This window comes from Pseudomonas entomophila (assembly GCF_029478665.1).
GTDB classification, from domain to species: domain Bacteria; phylum Pseudomonadota; class Gammaproteobacteria; order Pseudomonadales; family Pseudomonadaceae; genus Aquipseudomonas; species Aquipseudomonas entomophila_F.
This window is the reverse complement of sequence record NZ_JARPQB010000001.1, coordinates 183,142-203,396: the sequence shown is the minus strand read 5'-3', so window position 1 is coordinate 203,396 and position 20,255 is coordinate 183,142. Positions and strand designations below refer to the sequence as shown.

Annotated in this window: 19 protein-coding genes and 3 tRNA genes; 9 read left to right on the top strand and 13 right to left on the bottom strand. The window is 62.8% G+C overall.

Translation table 11 applies throughout. The features are described 5' to 3' along the window. The 10 genes from tolQ to P5705_RS00975 form a co-directional block, all read right to left on the bottom strand. Complete coding sequence (tolQ, locus tag P5705_RS01020) at positions 1–696, bottom strand: protein TolQ (protein WP_011535156.1); 696 nt, start codon at positions 694–696, stop codon at positions 1–3. A gap of 2 nt (positions 697–698) precedes the next feature. Next, on the bottom strand, positions 699–1,151 hold the full coding sequence (gene ybgC / locus P5705_RS01015; protein ID WP_277459070.1) for a tol-pal system-associated acyl-CoA thioesterase: 453 nt from the start codon (positions 1,149–1,151) through the stop codon (positions 699–701). A gap of 125 nt (positions 1,152–1,276) precedes the next feature. Beyond that, the gene (ruvB, locus tag P5705_RS01010) at positions 1,277–2,323 is read right to left on the bottom strand and encodes a Holliday junction branch migration DNA helicase RuvB (RefSeq protein WP_240063769.1); all 1,047 of its coding nucleotides are present in this window, start codon (positions 2,321–2,323) and stop codon (positions 1,277–1,279) included. Continuing rightward, positions 2,320–2,937, bottom strand: a complete 618-nt coding sequence (gene ruvA / locus P5705_RS01005) for a Holliday junction branch migration protein RuvA (protein WP_027919956.1) — start codon at positions 2,935–2,937, stop codon at positions 2,320–2,322. The genes ruvB and ruvA overlap by 4 nt, the downstream gene beginning before the upstream one ends. Before the next feature lie 108 nt (positions 2,938–3,045). Then, complete coding sequence (gene ruvC / locus P5705_RS01000) at positions 3,046–3,570, bottom strand: crossover junction endodeoxyribonuclease RuvC (RefSeq protein WP_213657929.1); 525 nt, start codon at positions 3,568–3,570, stop codon at positions 3,046–3,048. A 142-nt stretch (positions 3,571–3,712) separates the two neighbouring features. Then, a complete protein-coding gene (locus P5705_RS00995; protein ID WP_213657930.1) occupies positions 3,713–4,465 on the bottom strand; it encodes a YebC/PmpR family DNA-binding transcriptional regulator in 753 nt (250 codons plus the stop codon). 109 nt (positions 4,466–4,574) lie between these two features. Continuing rightward, positions 4,575–6,350, bottom strand: a complete 1,776-nt coding sequence (gene aspS, locus P5705_RS00990; protein ID WP_277459066.1) for an aspartate--tRNA ligase — start codon at positions 6,348–6,350, stop codon at positions 4,575–4,577. A gap of 94 nt (positions 6,351–6,444) precedes the next feature. Beyond that, on the bottom strand, positions 6,445–6,666 hold the full coding sequence (locus P5705_RS00985; RefSeq protein ID WP_003254776.1) for an FmdB family zinc ribbon protein: 222 nt from the start codon (positions 6,664–6,666) through the stop codon (positions 6,445–6,447). A 92-nt stretch (positions 6,667–6,758) separates the two neighbouring features. After that, complete coding sequence (locus tag P5705_RS00980) at positions 6,759–7,085, bottom strand: ribbon-helix-helix domain-containing protein (RefSeq protein ID WP_431196909.1); 327 nt, start codon at positions 7,083–7,085, stop codon at positions 6,759–6,761. Positions 7,086–7,281: 196 nt separating this feature from the next. Further along, positions 7,282–7,755: a Dps family protein gene (locus P5705_RS00975; protein ID WP_011535164.1), complete on the bottom strand. Its 474-nt coding sequence runs from the start codon at positions 7,753–7,755 to the stop codon at positions 7,282–7,284. Between the two features lie 245 nt (positions 7,756–8,000). Here P5705_RS00975 and P5705_RS00970 point away from each other — a divergent pair, with 245 nt between their 5' ends. Continuing rightward, positions 8,001–8,591, top strand: coding sequence for a cold shock domain-containing protein (locus tag P5705_RS00970; RefSeq protein ID WP_277459060.1), 591 nt, complete (start codon positions 8,001–8,003; stop codon positions 8,589–8,591). Between the two features lie 19 nt (positions 8,592–8,610). On the opposite strand, the gene P5705_RS00965 is transcribed toward P5705_RS00970, so the two are convergent. Both P5705_RS00965 and P5705_RS00960 read right to left on the bottom strand, forming a co-directional pair. After that, positions 8,611–8,817 carry a SlyX family protein gene (locus tag P5705_RS00965; protein ID WP_011535166.1) on the bottom strand — a complete coding sequence of 69 codons (207 nt, stop codon included), beginning with the start codon at positions 8,815–8,817 and terminating at the stop codon, positions 8,611–8,613. Positions 8,818–8,820: 3 nt separating this feature from the next. Beyond that, a complete protein-coding gene (locus tag P5705_RS00960) occupies positions 8,821–9,240 on the bottom strand; it encodes an HIT family protein (RefSeq protein ID WP_277459059.1) in 420 nt (139 codons plus the stop codon). Between the two features lie 775 nt (positions 9,241–10,015). Here P5705_RS00960 and P5705_RS00955 point away from each other — a divergent pair. The 3 genes from P5705_RS00955 (at position 10,016) to P5705_RS00945 (ending at position 14,168) form a co-directional block, all read left to right on the top strand. Next, a complete protein-coding gene (locus tag P5705_RS00955) occupies positions 10,016–11,320 on the top strand; it encodes an OprD family porin (protein ID WP_277459057.1) in 1,305 nt (434 codons plus the stop codon). 157 nt (positions 11,321–11,477) lie between these two features. Continuing rightward, positions 11,478–13,193: a proline--tRNA ligase gene (locus tag P5705_RS00950; protein WP_277459056.1), complete on the top strand. Its 1,716-nt coding sequence runs from the start codon at positions 11,478–11,480 to the stop codon at positions 13,191–13,193. A gap of 21 nt (positions 13,194–13,214) precedes the next feature. Continuing rightward, entirely contained in the window at positions 13,215–14,168 is a 954-nt protein-coding gene (locus tag P5705_RS00945; RefSeq protein ID WP_277459053.1) for a hypothetical protein, read from the top strand. A 33-nt stretch (positions 14,169–14,201) separates the two neighbouring features. On the opposite strand, the gene dinB is transcribed toward P5705_RS00945, so the two are convergent. Beyond that, the gene (gene dinB, locus P5705_RS00940) at positions 14,202–15,260 is read right to left on the bottom strand and encodes a DNA polymerase IV (protein ID WP_277459198.1); all 1,059 of its coding nucleotides are present in this window, start codon (positions 15,258–15,260) and stop codon (positions 14,202–14,204) included. A 211-nt stretch (positions 15,261–15,471) separates the two neighbouring features. Between dinB and P5705_RS00935 the strand changes: the two genes are divergently transcribed. The 5 genes from P5705_RS00935 (at position 15,472) to P5705_RS00915 (ending at position 20,175) form a co-directional block, all read left to right on the top strand. Beyond that, positions 15,472–15,548 (top strand) — tRNA-Met (locus P5705_RS00935). A 133-nt stretch (positions 15,549–15,681) separates the two neighbouring features. After that, positions 15,682–15,758: transfer RNA gene (locus P5705_RS00930), tRNA-Met, on the top strand. A gap of 132 nt (positions 15,759–15,890) precedes the next feature. Continuing rightward, positions 15,891–15,967, top strand: a tRNA-Met gene (locus tag P5705_RS00925). Positions 15,968–16,240: 273 nt separating this feature from the next. Then, positions 16,241–18,883: a bifunctional lysylphosphatidylglycerol flippase/synthetase MprF gene (mprF, locus tag P5705_RS00920; RefSeq protein ID WP_277459052.1), complete on the top strand. Its 2,643-nt coding sequence runs from the start codon at positions 16,241–16,243 to the stop codon at positions 18,881–18,883. Continuing rightward, positions 18,883–20,175: a virulence factor family protein gene (locus tag P5705_RS00915; protein ID WP_277459051.1), complete on the top strand. Its 1,293-nt coding sequence runs from the start codon at positions 18,883–18,885 to the stop codon at positions 20,173–20,175. The genes mprF and P5705_RS00915 overlap by 1 nt, the downstream gene beginning before the upstream one ends. The last annotated feature ends 80 nt before the right edge of the window (positions 20,176–20,255 follow it).

The window sequence follows — 20,255 nt, the reverse complement described above, 5'->3', positions numbered from 1 at the left end:
TCACTCTTCGCTGGTGTGTACTTTACGGTGCAGGATCGCCTGGAACTCATCGGCGAAGGTGTAGTAGCGGCCGATCAGTACTTCACTGCGCGCGGCAAAGCGGTTGTAGGCGATGACCGCCGGAATCGCGGCGAACAGGCCGATCGCGGTGGCGACCAGGGCCTCGGCAATGCCGGGAGCCACGGTGGCCAGGGTGGCCTGCTGGGCGCTGGCCAGGCCGCGGAAGGAGTTCATGATGCCCCAGACGGTACCGAACAGGCCGATGTACGGGCTGGTGGAACCGACGGTGGCGAGGAACGGCAGGCTCTGCTCGAGTTTTTCTTCCTCACGGGAGATGGCGACGCGCATGGCACGGCCGACACCTTCCATCACCGCGTCCGGGTCGACACCCGGTTGCTGGCGCAGGCGCGAGAATTCCTTGAAGCCGGCACGGAATACCTGCTCGACGCCCGAGTCCGGATCCGGATTGCTGCCCGCCTGGCGATACAGCTTCGACAGGTCGATGCCCGACCAGAAGCGCTCTTCGAAGGCGTCCAGCGCACGACGACCGGCGCGCAGCATGGTGCTGCGCTGGAAGATCATGATCCAGGACGTTACCGAGGCGGCCACCAGGGTGAGCATTACCAGCTGAACCACGACACTGGCATTGGCGACCAGGCTCCACATGGAGGTATGGTCGACGACGTTTGCTTCCACGCTTATTCTCCTGCGTTGGATTGAGTACCCGCACCATCCGCCAGGAACGCATCGCGCAGCGCTGGGGGAATGGCCCGGGGTTTGAAGGTGTCGGCACGCACGGCGGCCACCAGGAACTGCCCCTCGCAGAGCAGCGTTGCATCTTTTTCCCGCCAGACCTGCTGCACGAAGCGCAGGCTGGCGCGATTCAATTCAAGTACTTGCGCGGTTACCCGCAGCTCATCGTCCAGCCGCGCCGGCGCGTGGTAGCGCGCTTCGCTGGAATGGACCACGAACAGTAGATTTTCACCGGCCAGTTGCACCTGGGAGAAGCCCAGGTGACGCAGACGCTCGGTGCGCGCACGCTCCATGAACTTGAGGTAGTTGACGTAATACACCACGCCACCCGCGTCGGTATCCTCGTAATAGACGCGACAGCGGTGTGCGAACGATTCCAGCCCATTTTGCGCGCGCATACTCTAGTGCTTACTCCTGTGCTTGCCAATCCGCCCCGGCAACTGTTTTTGCATCGATAATGTCGTATTGCCAGTTCGCCGTGCACATGCCAGCGGTAGGACCATGAAAATCCCGATTCGATCTGTCATTCGTCGTCTTGGGCGGCATATTCGCCACCTTCGCAGAAGCGCCCGGGAATATTCAGGCCGAAATGCAGGTAGGCATGCCGGGTGACCACGCGACCCCGCGGGGTGCGCATGATGTAGCCCTGCTGGATCAGATAGGGCTCGAGCACGTCCTCGATGGTGTGGCGCTCTTCGCCGATCGCTGCGGCAATGTTGTCGAGCCCCACCGGACCGCCGTCGAACTTCTCGATCATGGTCAGCAGCAGACGCCGGTCGGAGTGATCGAAGCCACGCTCGTCAACATCCAGCAGGTTCAGCGCCATGTCGGCGACGGCCTTGGTGATCTCGCCCTTGCCACGTACTTCGGCGTAGTCGCGCACCCGCCGCAGCAGACGGTTGGCGATCCGTGGCGTGCCCCGCGCCCGCCGGGCGATCTCGAAGGCGCCCTTGTCGTCCATCGGCAGACCGAGAATACCAGCCGAACGGCTGACGATGGTGGCCAGGTCCTTGTTGCTGTAGAACTCCAGGCGCTGGACGATACCGAAACGGTCGCGCAGCGGGTTGGTCAGCATGCCGGCACGGGTGGTGGCGCCAACCAGGGTGAACGGCGGCAGGTCGAGCTTGATCGAGCGCGCGGCGGGGCCTTCGCCGATCATGATGTCCAGCTGGAAGTCCTCCATCGCCGGATAGAGCACCTCTTCCACCACTGGCGACAACCGGTGAATCTCGTCGATGAACAGCACGTCATGAGGTTCGAGGTTGGTCAGCATCGCCGCGAGGTCGCCGGGGCGCTCGAGGATCGGGCCCGAGGTGCTCTTGACCGACACGCCCATCTCCTGGGCGATGATGTTGGCCAGGGTGGTCTTGCCCAGGCCCGGCGGACCGAAGATCAGGGTGTGGTCGAGGGACTCGTTGCGCCCGCGCGCGGCCTGGATGAACAGTGCCATCTGCTCGCGCACCACCGGCTGGCCGATGTACTCGTCCAGGCGCAGCGGGCGGATCGCACGGTCCTGGACTTCTTCACGGTCGCGGCCGCTGGCGGCGATCAGGCGGTCGGTTTCGATCACTTGGTAATCATCCCTTTAAGGCTGCGACGGATCAGTTCCTCGCTGCTCAGACCGGCCTTGTCCTTGATCGCGGCGATCGCCTTGCTCGCTTCCTGCGGCTTGTAGCCCAGGGAGACCAGGGCACTGACCGCATCGGCCTCTGCCGAGGACTCACTGGCCACCGGCAGCGGACCGTCGGAGACCAGGGTGAACATCGCCGGGGAGGTTTCCCACGCCTTGAAGCGGTCCTTGAGCTCGACCAGCAGGCGCTCGGCGGTTTTTTTGCCGACACCCGGCACGCGCACCAGGACCGAGGCGTCCTGGGCCTGCACGCAGCGCACCAGTTCGTCCACTTCGAGGCCGGACATCAGCGCCAGCGCCAGCTTCGGCCCCACGCCATTCAGGCGGATCAGCTCGCGAAACAGCTCGCGCTCGCGCTTTTCCGCGAAGCCATAGAGCAGGTGGGCGTCTTCACGCACCACCAGGTGGGTGTGTACGGTCACTGGCTCGCCGACCTTGGGCAGGCGGTACAGGGTGGTCATCGGCACTTCCAGCTCGTAGCCCACGCCATTCACGTCGATAATCAGGTGCGGCGGCTGTTTCTCCGCCAGGGTGCCGCGCAAACGTCCAATCACGTTCCGATCCTTCCTCTCGGGCGCCGGTCGAAAACCGGTCCACCCTATCAGCAAATGCGCCAGGTGAGGGTGCCACCCGGACAAAATGTGTATCAGCGCATGAAGCGGTTACAGACGCAAGCGCCCGCCGCGCCGCCGCGCAGTCGCCAGCCCATGGGGAATCAGGCTGGAACGGGTGTGGGCATGGCACAGGGCGATGGCCAGGGCGTCGGAAGCGTCGATCTGCGGCTTTTGCGTCAGCTTGAGCAGGTGCATCACCATCATCATCACCTGCTCCTTGTTGGCGCCACCGGTGCCGGCCACGGCCTGCTTGACCTGGCTGGCCGTGTATTCCGCGATTTCCAGGCCGGCCTCGGCGGCGGCGACGATCGCCGCGCCACGCGCCTGGCCGAGCTTGAGTGCCGAATCCGCGTTGCGCGCCATGAACACCCGCTCGATGCCCATGGTCACGGGGCCGTGCTGGCGGATGATTTCGCTCACGCCACGGAAGACGATCTGCAGACGCTCATGCAGCTCACCGCCGCCGGTACGGATGCAGCCCGAGGCCACATATTCGCACCCACGGGCAGTTTGGCGGACAACGCCGAAGCCCGTGATGCGCGAACCGGGGTCGATACCAAGAATCAGAGTCATAACGCCTGCGATACAAGTGCAATCTTTACCGGCCTATTCACGGGCAAGCCCGCTCCCGCAGGTTCCCACCACTCCTCAGAGCAGCGACTCGCCTGGGGGAGCGGGCTTGCCCGCGAAAAGGCCGTCTAGGTTAACGACAACCTTAGCCCAGCGCTTCCATGATCTCGTCGGAGATCTGCGCGTTGGAATAGACGTTCTGCACGTCATCCAGGTCCTCGAGCATATCGATCAGCTTGAGCACCTTCTCGGCGCCCTCCTGATCCAGCTCGGCACTGGTGGTCGGCTGCATGACGATTTCAGCGTCAGAAGCCTTGAAGCCGGCCTCTTCCAGCGCATTACGCACGGCATAGAAGCTGTTGAACGAGGTGAACACATCAAAGGAGCCGTCGTCGTTGCTCACCACATCGTCGGCGCCGGCCTCCAGAGCCGCATCCATCAGGGCATCTTCTTCCACCTTCAATTCGGCGGCGAAGCTGATCTGCCCCTTGCGCTCGAACAGGTAGGCCACCGAACCGTCGGTGCCCAGGTTACCGCCGCATTTGGAAAAAGCGTGGCGAACGGCCGCTGCGGTACGGTTACGGTTGTCGGTCATGGCTTCGACCATGATCGCCACGCCGCCCGGGCCGTAACCTTCGTAGCTCAGCTCTTCGACGTTGTCGCTTTCGTTGGTGCCAGCACCGCGAGCCACCGCGCGATCGATGATGTCGCGACTCATGTTCGCACCCAGCGCCTTGTCCAGGGCCAGGCGCAGACGCGGGTTGGAGGCCGGATCAGCACCACCCTGCTTGGCCGCGACGGTCAGTTCACGGATCCACTTGGTGAAGATCTTGCCTCTCTTGGCATCCTGGCGTTCTTTGCGGTGCTTGATGTTCGCCCACTTGGAATGACCGGCCATAACGACTCCAAATCCTTGTAACAGAAACAGGTTCCGCCCCGAAGGGCGGAACGCGAAAAATCCTGCGCATCAGCGCGGGGGCACCCCGCTACCAGGGTGCCCCGGTCGATCACTCGACCTTGGTCTGCTCGCGCAGACGGATGTGCAGTTCGCGCAGGGCCTTGGCGTCGACCATGCCCGGGGCCTGGGTCATGACGCAGGCGGCGCTCTGGGTTTTCGGGAAGGCGATCACTTCACGGATCGACTGGGCGCCGGTCATCAGCATGACCAGGCGGTCCAGGCCGAAGGCCAGGCCACCGTGAGGCGGTGCGCCGAACTTCAGGGCGTCGAGCAGGAAGCCGAACTTCTCTTCCTGTTCAGCCGCCTCGATACCCAGCAGGCGGAACACCGCCTGTTGCATCTCTTTGCGGTGGATACGAATCGAACCGCCACCCAGCTCGGTGCCGTTCAGGACCATGTCGTAGGCACGCGACAGTGCGGTGGCCGGGTTGGCCTCCAGCTCTTCGGGGCTGCACTTCGGCGCGGTGAACGGGTGGTGCAGCGCGGTGAAGCTGCCGTCTTCGTTCTCTTCGAACATCGGGAAGTCGACGACCCACATCGGCGCCCACTGGCAGGTCAGCAGCTCGAAATCGTGGCCCAGGCGGATACGCAGCGCGCCCAGGGCTTCGCTGACGATCTTGAACTTGTCGGCACCGAAGAACACGATGTCGCCATCAACGGCGCCTACGCGATCGAGGATGTTGTTGAGGTTGGCCTCTGGGATGTTCTTGACGATCGGCGACTGCAGACCCTCGACACCCTTGGCGCGCTCGTTGACCTTGATGTAGGCCAGGCCCTTGGCACCGTAGATGCCGACGAACTTGGTGTACTCGTCGATCTTGCTGCGTGGCATGCTGGCGCCGCCCGGCAGGCGCAGGGCGGTGACGCGGCACTTCGGATCGTTGGCAGGGCCGGCGAATACCTTGAAGTCGACATCCTTGAGCTGGTCGGCAACGTCGATCAGCTCCAGCGGGATACGCAGGTCCGGCTTGTCGGAACCGTAGCGGCGCATGGCCTCTTCGAAGGTCATGTGCGGGAATTCACCGAACTCCAGGTCCAGGACTTCCTTGAACAGCTTGCGGATCATGCTCTCGGTGAGGCCCATGATCTCGGACTCGTCGAGGAAGCTGGTCTCGATGTCGATCTGGGTGAATTCCGGCTGGCGGTCGGCACGCAGGTCTTCGTCGCGGAAGCATTTGGCGATCTGGTAGTAGCGGTCGAAGCCAGCGACCATCAGCAGCTGCTTGAACAGCTGGGGCGACTGCGGCAGGGCGAAGAAGCTGCCTGCGTGGGTGCGGCTCGGTACCAGGTAGTCGCGCGCGCCTTCCGGGGTGGCACGGGTGAGGATCGGCGTCTCGACGTCGAGGAAGCCGTTCTCGTCGAGGAAGCGACGGATGCTGCTGGTGATGCGCGAACGCAGGCGCAGCTTGTCGGCCATTTCTGGGCGACGCAGGTCGATGAAGCGGTAGCGCAGGCGGGTTTCCTCGCCGACGTCGGAGTATTCGTTCAGCGGGAACGGCGGGGTTTCCGCTTCGTTGAGCACGTTCAGCTGGTAGCCGAGGATCTCGATGGCACCGGAGGCCATATTGGTATTCACAGCGCCTTCAGGGCGCTTGCGTACCTTGCCGGTGATCTGCACGACGTATTCGCTGCGCACGCGGTCGGCGGCGGCGAAGGTTTCGGCGCGATCCGGGTCGAACACGACCTGGGCCATGCCTTCGCGGTCACGGATGTCGAGGAAGATCACCCCGCCGTGGTCGCGGCGACGATGGACCCAGCCGCAAAGGGTGACTTCCTGGCCGTCCAGGCTCTCGTTCAGTTGGCCGCAATAATGGCTGCGCATCATGATGGTGGTTTCGCTTCTCGTGATTCGTGTGTTCGGTGGAGGTCTTGGCCGCCCAAGGGGCTAATACTGCAAGACCTGGCGGGTGCAATTCAACTCAGTCGGCCTTGTCGCCGCCTGCCAGATTCTTCTTGGCCCCAGTCTTGAAGTCGGTCTCGTACCAGCCGTTGCCGCTCAGGCGAAAGCCGGGGACCGACAGCAGCTTCTTCAATGCCGGCGCCTGGCACGCCGGGCAATCGGTCAACGGCGCGGCGCTGATCTTCTGCAGCACCTCCATCCGGTGCTCGCAGGATGCACATTGATAGTCGTAAAGGGGCATGGTGTCTCTCGTCAACCACATCGCAGGCTGCCCTGGGCAGCAAAGAGCGGGATTATATATGGTTAAGCAGAGCCGTGCAGCCCGCCTGGCGATCAGTGCGCATCCGCAGCGTCCTGCAGCCAGGCCACGCAGATGACGCGAACCAGGCCACTGAAATTCCGCACCCCGCCGTGGCGCAAGTGCACCTCACGATCCACATAGGACAGCACCGTGCTGACCGAACAGCGGTTGGCCGCCGCGATCCGCTCCAGAATCCGCCAATACACGGCTTCAAGCCGCAGGCAGGTGGCAAAGCCGTTGAGCCGCACCGAGCGTGAGACCGGCCCGGCCTGGGCCATGTCGAAATCAGCCTTGAACGGATCGATGCAGGGTCGACCTGAGCCCCTCCCCTGCCTCGAACCTTCGCCCATACCGCACATCAGATTGCCCATCGCTTCGCTCCATCGCCACGAAATCACGCCCTGTCGCTCATGTGACAGGGCTCCTTTGCGTGCCAATGAAACGCGTTCAAGCCTCTGCGTAGCAGCGGCAAAGCCTTCCCCGTAAACGAACAGGCCCAGCAACACGAAGGTTGCCGGGCCCGCTTTCAACGGCCTTGCGAGGCCGGGGCTTCGATCATTTGCCGTCGAGCAATACGCGCAACATCCAGGCGGTCTTTTCATGCACCTGCATGCGCTGGGTGAGCAGGTCGGCAGTCGGCTCGTCGCTGACCTTGTCCACCACCGGGAAAATGCTCCGTGCGGTGCGCACCACCGCCTCCTGACCCTGGACCAGCTGGCGGATCATCTCATCGGCCGGCGGCACCCCTTCCTCCTCCTTGATCGAGGAGTGACGGGCATAGAAGGCGTAGGAGCCGGGCGCCGGGAACCCCAGGGCGCGAATGCGCTCGGCGATGGAATCGACAGCCAGGGCCAGCTCGTTGTACTGCTCCTCGAACATCAGGTGCAGGGTACGAAACGCGGGGCCGGTTACGTTCCAGTGGAAGTTGTGGGTCTTCAGATACAGCACATACGTGTCCGACAGCAGCCGGGACAGCCCTTCGACGATGGACTTGCGATCTTCTTCACTGATACCGATATCGATTGCCATGAAGTTCCCCTTTCCATAAGGCTTGATTGATCAAGCGGGCCCCGGAACTGTACCAAGAGATGCGCACCAGCGCCTCACGGTTTGAGAAGCCTGCGCCTTTGCTGTTAAATAGGCAGGGTGCCACCCGTGCGGATTGTCAATGCCGGGTGCATAGGCTGGCCCGCCACGTTTTCGCGCCTACACCACACGCGCACCGTGCAGCCAGCTCATCCTGTGATCGGCCTTATCAATGTGAGCCAAACCAAATGTTCAAGATCGTCCATCTGGTGACGGGCGTGGCTGCCTTGCTGCTATCGCTCATACCCAGTCTCAGAACCGATGCGACACCCTTCCTGCAACAACCTGAAGCCGTGTACCTGGCACTGCTCGGCCTGCTCAACCTGATCCTCGCCCCGGCACTGCCGCTGTACTACAAAGGCATGCGCCAGCAGCTGCAACTGGCTGCCAGCCTGCTGCTGGTGCTGGCGGTTATCCTGCAGACCATCACCCTGCTGGCCCGCCCGGAGCTTGGCAACCTGGCAGCACTGGCCTGCGCCATGCTCGCCACCGCCCTGCATCTGGCTGCCGGCTTCGCCCGCAGCGTGCGCAAGGCTCGCAGCCTGGGCACTGCGCTGGAGGCCGGCAAGCGTGATACCGGCACCGTGAAATGGTTCAACACGTCGAAAGGCTTTGGATTCATCTCCCGCGACTCGGGTGATGACATCTTCGTGCACTTTCGCGCCATCCGTGGCGAAGGCCACCGCGTACTGGTCGAGGGCCAGCGCGTGGAGTTCTCGGTGATGCACCGCGACAAGGGTCTGCAAGCCGAAGACGTGGTCGCGGTCTCGCGCCGCTGACCATGCACCTCCACCGCCCTCAGTAATGAGGCGGTGGAGGCTCCTCCCCGCCGCCAGCGTACTGGCCGACCATCTCTTCATAACGCTTGATCAGTTCGGCCACCTGCAACTGCAAGCGCTCGATCACTCGACTCTGCTCCACCACCTCGTCATTGAGTGCCTGGATGGTGTCATCCTGGAACGCCTGGCGGGTCTCCAGCTCGACGATGCGCATTTCCAGCGACATTGCTCAGGCCTCCTTGAAGCTATCGCCAAGCAACTCACTCACCCGCTGGCGAATGCCCTCCACCTGTTCCGGCGTGTAGTCGACAGCCGGCACCTTGCCCCACACCGGCGCAGGCCAGGCAGCATCACCATGGCGGCGAACGATGACATGCATGTGCAGCTGGCTGACCACGTTACCCAGCGTCGCGATGTTCATCTTGTCGGCGGCAAACGCGTCCTTCAGGGCCTCGGCCAGGGCGGTGGTCTCTTCCCACAGCTGGCGCTGGTCAGCCTCGTCGAGCTCGAACAGTTCACTGACATCGGGGCGACGCGGCACGAGGATGAACCAGGGGTAGTTGGCATCCTTGCTCAGCAGCAGGCGGCACAGCGGCAAATCGCCCAGCACCAGGGAATCCTGCTGCAGGCGCGAATCGAGGGTGAACACGGCAAACCTCCTTAACAAGGCGAATCGGCCCACGACAACCGGCGGGCACAGAGGCGCAAGGATACCTTGCTTCCTCTGCCGCCACACGGCCGAACACCAACCTGAAGCGCTCGCGCACACTTTTGGAGCACCAGAGGCCATGTCGAAGCACGACTGCGGTAACACTTCGCTACTTTTCGCACCAGAATGATGCCACCCCTCCCGCCGCCACCACACATTCGTCACATAAAACAGGCAGGATCAACAGTTGTCGGTAACACCTTGACTTTCAAGGCAGCTTTGCCACGAAGCAAGGCGCATTTCAATGGCATGCCGGCGCGCCGGGAAACCCCCGTATTTACGGAGGTTTCAGCCATGTCCATCAGGCGAATGTGAAAATTTCATCAACCGTTCGTAATTTTGAGCACGCTTGTTGCATTCACTCGACGCCAAGTCGGCACGACACCTGCATTGCCGGTGTACGCGACAAATAACTACAGCGGGTTTGGAATTACCAGGGAGTTTCACAAGCCCTACTTTGTGTTTACACATTAATGACGGCTTGGAAACAGCGCTGGCGTTGTACGCCCCCTTAAACCGGGACGTGATTTGCGACAGGGACATAACCATGAGCGACAAGGCCATAAAGTTACCGAAAGGTTGATTACAGCCATATCGCCAAGAATAGTCAGCGTGATATACATTTTCGCCGACATAACAAGAAAGAGCTGCCCCTATAACTAAAACACCCCGGGCGCAGCGGTACTCTTCCTAAAAACCAAAGGAGCAAATCACGATGCGCGTGATGAAGTGGAGCATGATCGCCCTGGCCGTAGCGGCAGGGACCTCGCAGCTGGCTGTCGCCTCTTCGCAGGATGAATCCAAGGGTTTCGTCGAAGACAGCAAACTGAACGTCAAGATGCGCAACCTGTACTTCAGCCGTGACTACCGGAACACCGAGTCCGCCGCCAACAAGGCAAACGGCTTGCACCATGACCAGCGCGAATGGGGCCAAGGCTTCATCGGCACCTTCGAGTCGGGCTTCACCCAAGGCACCGTCGGTGTCGGTGTGGACGCCATCGGCCTGCTCGGCCTCAAGCTCGACAGCGGCCGTGGCTATGCACGTAGCGGCCTGTTCCCTACCGGTAGCGACCAGCGCTCCCAGGACGATTACTCGAAGGGCGGCGCAGCAGTCAAATTCCGCATCTCCGATACCGTTCTGAAAGTTGGCGACCAGTTCACCGCACTGCCAGTATTCGCCACCGACGACAGCCGCCTGCTGCCTGAGACCACCCAGGGCGCCCTGATCACCAGCAACGAGATCAAAGGCCTGACCCTGCACGCCGGTCGCTTCACCAGCATGACCGCGCAAAGCCAGACCTACAAGGACAGTATCAGTGACGGCGCGGGCCGCCGCGGCCTGAAAGAAGCTGATGTACTGGGCGGCTCCTACACCATCACCGATGGCCTGTCGACCAGCCTCTACTACTCCAAGGTCGAAGACTACTGGCGCAAGTATTACGCCAACGTCAACTGGGCACTGCCAATCTCCGACAAGCAAGGCCTGGTGTTCGACTTCAACATCTATGACACCAAGAGCGAAGGCGCTGATCTTTATCGCGCTGCCGCCGATGGCGACAAGATCGACAACCGCGCCTACAGCTTCTCCGGCGCCTACAACATCGGCGCCCACACCTTCACCCTGGCCTACCAGAAGGTCACCGGTGATGGCGAGTACGCCTACGGTGTCGACGGTGGTGGCACCATCTTCCTGGCCAACTCGGTCGCCCGCTCCGACTTCAACGCCGAAGGCGAGAAGTCCTGGCAGGCTCGCTACGACCTGAACTTCGCCGAGTTCGGCGTTCCAGGCCTGACCTTCATGACCCGCTACGTCCGCGGTACCGGCGCCCACACCGCCGACACCAACGACGGCAAGGAATGGGAACGCGACGTAGACATCAAGTACGTCCTGCAGGAAGGCCCTGCCAAGGACCTGAGCTTCCGTGTCCGCCAGGCCACCTACCGCTCCTCCGACGCCGTATACTCCAACTCCCTGGACGAACTGCGCCTGATCGTCGAGTACCCGCTGAGCATCCTGTAAGCCTTTGCTTGCATCGCTTTGCGAATGAAGAAGCCCGGCGATCGCCGGGCTTTTTCTTGGCTGACAGAACCGCACGACTGCTGCATTCTGTACGCTTTCGTTTCGCCCCCGTACAATGCGGGGTCATTTCACATTCAGGCAATCGACACGGCTCACCATGCGCACCAGTCAATATTTGCTCGCGACACAAAAAGAAACCCCGGCAGATGCAGTGGTCATCAGCCACCAGCTCATGCTGCGCGCCGGCATGATCCGCAAGCTCGCCTCTGGCCTGTACACCTGGCTGCCAATGGGTCTGCGGGTCATGCGCAAGGTCGAAGCCGTGGTCCGCGAGGAAATGAACGCCGCCGGCGCCCTCGAAGTGCTGATGCCGAGCATCCAGCCCGCGGAGCTGTGGCAGGAATCCGGCCGCTGGGAACAGTACGGCCCTGAACTGCTGCGCCTGAAAGACCGCCACGACCGCGACTTCTGCGTTGGCCCCACGCACGAAGAGGTCATTACCGACCTCGCGCGCAACGAGCTGTCCAGCTATAAACAGCTGCCGCTGAACATGTACCAGATCCAGACCAAGTTCCGCGACGAGATCCGTCCGCGCTTCGGCCTGATGCGCGGCCGCGAGTTCATCATGAAGGACGCCTATTCCTTCCATGCCGACCAGGCTTCCCTGCAGGAAACCTACGACCGCATGCACCTGGCGTACAGCAACATCTTCACCCGCCTGGGCCTGGACTTCCGCCCCGTGCAAGCCGACACCGGCTCCATTGGCGGCAGCTACTCCCATGAATTCCACGTGCTTGCCTCTTCCGGCGAGGACGACGTGATCTTCAGCGATACCTCCGACTACGCCGCAAACATCGAGAAGGCCGAGGCCATTCCACGGGAAACCGTGCGCCCCGCCCCGACCGAAGAGCTGCGCCTGGTCGACACCCCCAACGCCAAGACCATCGCGGAACTGGTGGAAAACTTCGGCCTGGCGATCGAGAAGACCGTCAAGACCCTGATCGTGCACGGCGCCGAGGAAGGCAAACTGGTCGCCCTGATCGTCCGCGGCGACCACGAACTCAACGAGATCAAGGCCGCCAAGCTGGAACAGGTCGCCGATCCGCTGGTCATGGCTTCCGACGCTGAACTGCGCGCCGCCATCGGTGCTGGCGCAGGCTCCCTCGGCCCGCTGAACCTGCCGCTGAAATGCATCATCGACCGTTCGGTCGCCCTGATGAGCGACTTCGGCATCGGCGCCAACATCGACGACAAGCACTATTTCGGCGTGAACTGGGAGCGCGACCTGCCGGTCCCGCAAGTCGCCGACCTGCGCAACGTCGTCGCTGGCGACCCAAGCCCGGATGGCCAGGGCACACTGGTGATCAAGCGCGGCATCGAAGTGGGCCACATCTTCCAGCTGGGCACCAAGTACAGCGAGGCGCTGAAGTGCCAGGTACTGGGTGAGAACGGCAAGCCGGTGGTGCTGTCCATGGGTTGCTACGGTATTGGTGTGTCCCGCGTGGTCGCAGCCGCCATCGAGCAGAGCTACGACGACAAAGGCATCATCTGGAACGACGCCCTGGCACCGTTCCAGATTGCCCTGGTGCCGCTGCGCTACGAAACCGACGTGGTTCGCGAAGCCACCGACAAGCTGTACGCCGAACTGACCGCCGCCGGCTTCGAAGTGCTGCTGGATGACCGCGACAAGAAGACCAGCCCCGGCATCAAGTTCGCCGACATGGAGCTGATCGGTATCCCACACCGCATCGTCGTCAGCGACCGCGGCCTGGCCGATGGCAACCTGGAGTACAAGCATCGCACCGAATCGGAAGCCCAGGCGCTGCCGCTCAATGAAGTGCTGACCTTCCTGCAGGCCCGCATCCGCCGCTGATCAACCGTTGCGCGAGTGAACATGTCCAAGCGAAGTACCTACACCCTGGGGGGCGCCGCATTGTGCGGCGCCCTGCTCCTCGGCGGCTGCGCCAACCAGATGTCCCAGCGCAGCGACCACGAGGAGCGTGTCGAGCGCAAACTGCTCGAACACAGCCTGCAAATCGATGTCGGTGAGCCCAAGGTGATGGAGCTTCCGCAGCGGCGCGTGCGCATTCATGAACAGAAGCGCTTCGAGGTCACCGAGTTCGAGGTGACCCGCCGTTACGACCGCTACACGCCCTACCAGCCCTGGCGGGAGATCTACGAGATCCCGCTGGGTGCGGTGGCGGTGGTTGCCGGCATCGGTGCCAACGTGGTCAATGTGTTTGCCCTGGGCAACCTGCCGGATAGCGTCACCCATGACTGGCTGAGCTATGGCGTGGCCGGGATCAACCCGTTCATGAACGCGCCATCCAACGGTCGCGCCCAGCAGAACCTGGCGGGCATCAGCGAAGTCGAGAAGGGCAAGCGCGAGGAACTGGTCAACCTGCCCTGGAGCGAGCGCCTGGTCGAAGTGAAGGCCGGCAAGCTGAGCCATGAGCTGACCACCGACAGGAACGGCGTGCTGCGCCTGAACCTGCTGGACAGCCCATTCTCCGAGCAGAACCTCAACCACATCGGCACCCTGCACCTGCAGGTGGTCGATGAAGAAAACGGCGTGCGCGGCGATGCCAGCCTGCTGGTCAGCGGCACTCTGCGCAACAAGTTGCTCGAAGCCCACGACCTGATCTTCGACGACTTGGAGGACGACGATGTCGGCCAATGGGTTCACCGAGTCAAGCGCCTTTCGGAGCTGGGCCTGGAGGAAGAGGCCAGCGAACTGGAGCAGAGCCTGATCGAGCTGACCCGCAACGATCCGGAGCTGCAACAGGAGTTCGTGCAGTCCTTGACCAAGGCGACCGGGCGATTGGTTGCCGACCCAGGCGCGCAATAACAACGAGAAGGGGCTGCTTTGCAGCCCCTTCTTTTATATGTCCCCGAACAACTCCAGTTGCTCATGCGCCCCGCGCAGATCACGCAACCTCACACCCACCCCTAACAAACGCACCGGCTTGCCACCACGGGCAAATGCCTGGCTGAGCAACTGCCGGTAACTCTCCAGATCCCTCCCCGCCCCCGCCTGCTCCATCGTGGTCTGGCTGAAATCATGAAACTTGACCTTGACGAAGGGTTTGTCGGGCCGATAGCTGCTGTCCATGCGCGCGATTCGCTCGTTCAGGCTGGAAAGCAGGTCTGGCAGCTTCTCAAGGCAACTGTTCAGGTCGGGCAGGTCATGGTCGTAGGTATTTTCGACACTGACCGATTGCCGCCGGCTGTCGTTCTGCACCGCACGCTCGTCAACCCCTCGCGCCAGGCCCCATAGCCGCTCGCCAAAACTGCCGAACTCGCGAACCAGCGCCAGCCTCGGCCAGTCGCGCAACGACAGGCAAGTGTCGATCCCCAGCCGTGCGAGCTTGTCCGCTGTTACCTTGCCGACCCCATGCAACCGCGCAACCGGCAACTGCGCAACGAACTCCTCGACCTGATCCGGGGTAATGACGAACAGGCCGTCGGGCTTGCGCCAGTCACTGGCAATCTTGGCCAGGAACTTGTTCGGCGCCACGCCAGCGGAAACCGTGATGTGCAGTTGCTGGGCCACCCGTCGACGGATGTCTTCGGCAATACGCGTGGCGCTGCCGGCGAACCACTGGCTGTCGGTGACATCCAGATAGGCTTCGTCCAACGACAAAGGCTCGATCAGATCAGTGTAGTCCCGGAAAATCGTGTGAATTTCCCGCGAGGCTTCGCGGTAGGCCTCGAAGCGCGGCTTGACGATCTCCAGGTCGGGGCAAAGCTTCAAGGCATGTCCGGACGCCATCGCCGAGCGTACGCCATAGGCCCGCGCCTCGTAATTGCAGGTGGCAATCACCCCGCGCTGCCCCGGCTGCCCGCCCACCGCCATCGGCCGACCGGCCAGGCGCGGGTCGTCGCGCATTTCGATGGCGGCGTAAAAACAGTCACAGTCGATATGAATGATCTTGCGCAGGGACATGGACGACAGCCAGTACTGTAAATTCATACAGATGTTACCCTAGCCGCCACCCCACGAGACAGCCCGCAAGCGACAATCGGCCTGAAAGCCCCGCCCGGGCTGGCCCGCAGGCCGATTCAAAGCGCTAAGGGTTTGAACGAAAACGGTTTTTCTGAAATTAACGCTTGACACAGGGAAACAAATCCGTAGAATTCGATCTCACAGGCGCGGGATGGAGCAGCCTGGTAGCTCGTCGGGCTCATAACCCGAAGGTCGTCGGTTCAAATCCGGCTCCCGCAACCAGATTCAAGAAAAGGCCACTGTTTCGACAGTGGCCTTTTTTATTGCCTCTCAAAAGTTTCTCTAGAAAAACTTCGCCGAATCAAAGATTAACGTTTGACATTCCATCGAAAAACCGTAATATACGGGCTTCTGACGCGGGATGGAGCAGCCTGGTAGCTCGTCGGGCTCATAACCCGAAGGTCGTCGGTTCAAATCCGGCTCCCGCAACCAGATTCAGAAAAAGGCCACTGTTTCGACAGTGGCCTTTTTTATTGCCTCTCAAAAGCTTTTCGAAAAAACTAAGCTGAATCAAAGATTAACGTTTGACATCCCATCGAAAGCCCGTAGAATGCGCACCTCTGACGCGGGATGGAGCAGCCTGGTAGCTCGTCGGGCTCATAACCCGAAGGTCGTCGGTTCAAATCCGGCTCCCGCAACCATATTCGTCAGAACAAGCCCCGCCTATCGAAAGATAGCGCGGGGCTTGTTGCATCTGCCCTACCCTCTTTTCCTCGCGCTGCCCAGGCGCTATCTTCGCCAGCCCCGGCTCGCAGGGTGTTGCGCCACCTTCCGCGCAGCTGAATGAACTATCTTTAACTATCCTGAAACAGATTAACGACACGGCCCGGAGTAATATCTGGACACGTTTTCCAAAGGGACTTTCACTTGGCCGTACCTTGCCCGCACCTCGCGCTGACCGCACGGGGTAATCCATGACCGCCCCCACTCCCGACACCCAGGCACCGCTGACTGCGGCCTTGCCGACGGCTGCCCATCGCTTGCCCTGGCTGGAGCGCCTGAGCAAGTATCGCCAGCCACTCGGGCTGGCGGTGACCCTGCTGTTGTTCGCCATGGGCCTGATCGCCTGTCGTCATCTGCTGAGCGAACTGGACATCTATGCGTTGCACGACGCCATGCTCAGCGTGCCGACTCACTCGCTGGCAGGGGCATTGCTGGCCACCCTGGTCGGCTTCGTGATTTTGCTGGGTTATGAATGGTCCGCCAGCCGCTACGCCGCCGTGCAACTGCCGGCGCGTACGCTGGTCCTGGGTGGTTTCAGCGCGTTCGCCATCGGTAACGCCATCGGCCTGTCGATGCTCTCGGGCGGTTCGGTGCGCTACCGGTTGTACGCCCGCCAAGGGTTGGGCGCCGCGGAAGTCGCCCGCATGACGGTGTTCGCCAGCCTGTCGCTGGGTTGTGCATTGCCCCCCCTGGCCGCGCTGGCCACCCTGAGCGACCTGTCGGCGGCAGCCAGCGCATTGCGCTTGCCCGCACCGTTGCTCGGTGGGATCGCCGTGGCCGTCCTGGTCGCAACCATAGCCCTGGTCATTGGCCTGTATCGCCGTCGCCTGCCCGAACAACCCTTGGCGCACAGCCTGCTGGTGCAATTCGGTCGCCGTACGCTGCGCCTGCCCAACGGTCGCCTCACGGCATTGCAACTGCTGATCACCGCACTGGATGTTGCCGCCGCAGCCACCGTGCTTTACATGCTGCTACCGGAAGCACCGCCCTTTGGGGCCTTCGTGCTGGTCTACCTGCTCGCCCTCGCAGCCGGCGTGCTCAGCCACGTGCCGGGCGGCGTCGGGGTGTTCGAGGCGATCCTGCTGGCCGCCTTCGCCAACCAACTGGGCGCCGCACCACTGGCTGCGGCGCTGTTGCTATACCGCCTGATCTATGTGGTCCTGCCGCTATTGGTAGCTTGCGTGCTGCTGCTGGCCAACGAAGCCCGCCGCCTGCTGTTCGCCCAGCAAGCGATCCGCGCCGCCTCCGGCCTGGCCGCCCCGGTACTGGCGATCCTGGTGTTTCTCTCCGGCGTGGTGCTGTTGTTCTCCGGCGCCACGCCAGAGATCGACAGCCGCCTGGAACACATGGGCTTCCTCATTCCACACCGCCTGATCGACGCCTCGCACTTCGGCGCCAGCCTGATCGGGGTGCTTTGCCTGCTGCTCGCCCAAGGCCTGCGTCGGCGCCTGTCGGCCGCCTGGCTGCTGACCACCGTGTTGCTGCTGGTCGGCGCCGTGCTGTCGCTGCTGAAGGGCTTCGACTGGGAAGAAGCCTCGCTGATGTGCTTCACCGCCGCCCTGCTGGCGCTGTTCCGCCGCTCGTTCTACCGCCCAAGCCGCCTGCTGGAATTGCCCTTCTCGCCGGTATACCTGGTGGCCAGTGCCTGCGTGGTCGGTGCTTCGGTATGGCTGCTGCTGTTCGCCTACCAGGACGTGCCCTACACCCACAAGCTGTGGTGGCAGTTCACGCTGGACGCCGATGCGCCTCGCGGCTTGCGCGCCGCGCTGGGCAGCGCCGTGCTGCTGGTGATCGTCTCGCTCACCTGGCTGCTGCGCACCGCCCGGCCGGTAATCCACCTGCCCAACGAAGAAGAGCTGCAACGGGCCAACCGCGTCTTGCTGGCCTCCGACCAGCCCGACGGCGGCCTGGCCCTGACCGGCGACAAGGCGCTGCTGTTCCACCCCAGCGACAACGCCTTCCTCATGTACGCCCGCCGTGGCCGCAGCCTGGTGGCGCTGTACGACCCGATCGGCCCGGCCCAGGAACGCGCCGAGATGATCTGGCAGTTCCGCGACCTGTGCGACCTGCATCACGCCCGCCCGGTGTTCTACCAGGTGCGCGCGGAGAACCTGCCGTTCTACATGGACATCGGCCTGACCGCGATCAAACTGGGCGAGGAGGCGCGGGTCGACCTGCGCCGCTTCGACATCGACGCCAAGGGCAAGGAGATGAAGGACCTGCGCTACACCTGGAACCGAGGTGGTCGCGACGGCCTGAGCCTGGAAATCCACGAGCCCGGCCATGCGCCGCTGGCGGAACTCAAGGAGATTTCCGATGCCTGGCTCACCGGCAAGAACGTGCGCGAGAAGGGCTTCTCCCTCGGCCGTTTCAGCCCCGAGTACCTGCAGCACTTCCGCATCGCGTTGATCCGCTTCCAGGGCCGCCCGGTGGCCTTCGCCAACCTGCTGGAGACCCACAGCAACGAGCTGGCCAGCCTGGACCTGATGCGCGCCCATCCGGAAGCGCCGAAGCTGACCATGGAATTCATGATGGTTGGCCTGATCCTTCACTACAAGAGCCATGACTATGGCCGTTTCAGCCTGGGGATGGTCCCCCTTTCCGGCTTGCAGCCACGCCGCGGCGCACCCTTGACCCAGCGCCTGGGCTCGATGGTGTTCCAGCGCGGCGAGCAGCTCTACAACTTCCAGGGCCTGCGGCGCTTCAAGGACAAGTTCCAGCCGGACTGGGAACCCCGCTACATGGCAGTGCCGGCCGGGCTGGACCCGCTGGTGGCACTGGCCGATACCGCCGCCCTGATTGCTGGTGGCCTGACTGGATTGGTGAAACGTTGATGATCCGACGCTATTGGTTGTATGTACTGATTCCACTCGTCCTGGCCGCCCTGGCCGGTGGCACGGCCTTCTGGCTGTGGACCCGCCCGGCGCCCGAGGTTCGCCTGGAGCAGTTGACCCTGAAGGACGGCAGCAGCTTGACCCGTGCCACACCTGGCGTACATGCCAAGGCCCGGGTCGCCATCGGCGTGCCCCAGGAGCAGGCCTTGAGCGACAAACAGCTGCTCGACCTGAGCCAGGCCGGTGAAGCCCAACTGGTGCAGGTGATCCTGCCTCCGGCCGACTGTACAAAACAGCAAGCCGCCATGGACGAGGCCATCACCCAGCTGGCCGACAAACCCACCCTGGTCGCCGGCATCGGCCCAGGCGCCGCCCAGGCCTGGCGCTGGCTGGCCGCACAGAGCGACGACAAGGCACGCGCCATCTCGGTGGATTTCACCGTCGAGCAACCGGGCTGCCAGGCCGCCCTGCCCAAAGCCGCCGCCCATGGCCACTGGAACGTGGCCTGGAACGACAACCCGGACGACGCCAGCGCCGCCTTCGTGCGTGACCAGGCCAACGCCGAAACCAGCATCGCCGACTACGACATCCACCTGCCGCAGGTGCTCAAGGCCCAACTGACCCAGGCCCTGGTCGGCCAGGACGGTAACGCCCTGGCCATCCCGGTGGTGGAAGTCCCGGCCGGCCAGACTACCGACACCGTCACCCTGTTCCTCTCCGGTGACGGCGGCTGGCGCGACCTGGACCGGGATGTGGCTGGCGAGATGGCCAAGCTCGGCTTCCCCGTGGTGGGCATCGACACGCTGCGTTACTACTGGCAGCACAAGACCCCGGAGCAAAGCGCCGCCGACCTGTCCGAACTGATGCAGCACTACCGCCAGAAATGGGGCACCAAACGCTTCGTGCTGACCGGCTACTCGTTCGGCGCCGACGTGCTGCCGGCCATCTACAACCGCCTCTCCGCGGAAGACCAGAAGCGCATCGACGCCGTGATCCTGCTGGCCTTCGCCCGCAGCGGCAGCTTCGAGATCGAAGTCGAGGGCTGGCTGGGCAAGGAAGGCCAGGAGGCCCCGACCGGGCCGGAAATGGCCAAGCTGCCGGCTTCGAAGGTGGTGTGCATCTATGGTGTGGAGGAAACCGACGAAAGCGGCTGCACCGACAAGACTGCGGTGGGCGAGCGCATGAAGCTGCCAGGCGGCCATCACTTCGACGAGAACTATCCGGCACTGGCCAAGCGCCTGATCGACGAGATCGAGACGCGCCAGGGGAAGTCCAGCGTCGCTGAGAAGTGATATGCAAAGGGGCCGCATCAGCGGCCCCTTCTGTTTATACCGGTTCGCACCTGTAGGAGCCGGCTTGCCGGCGAACCGAT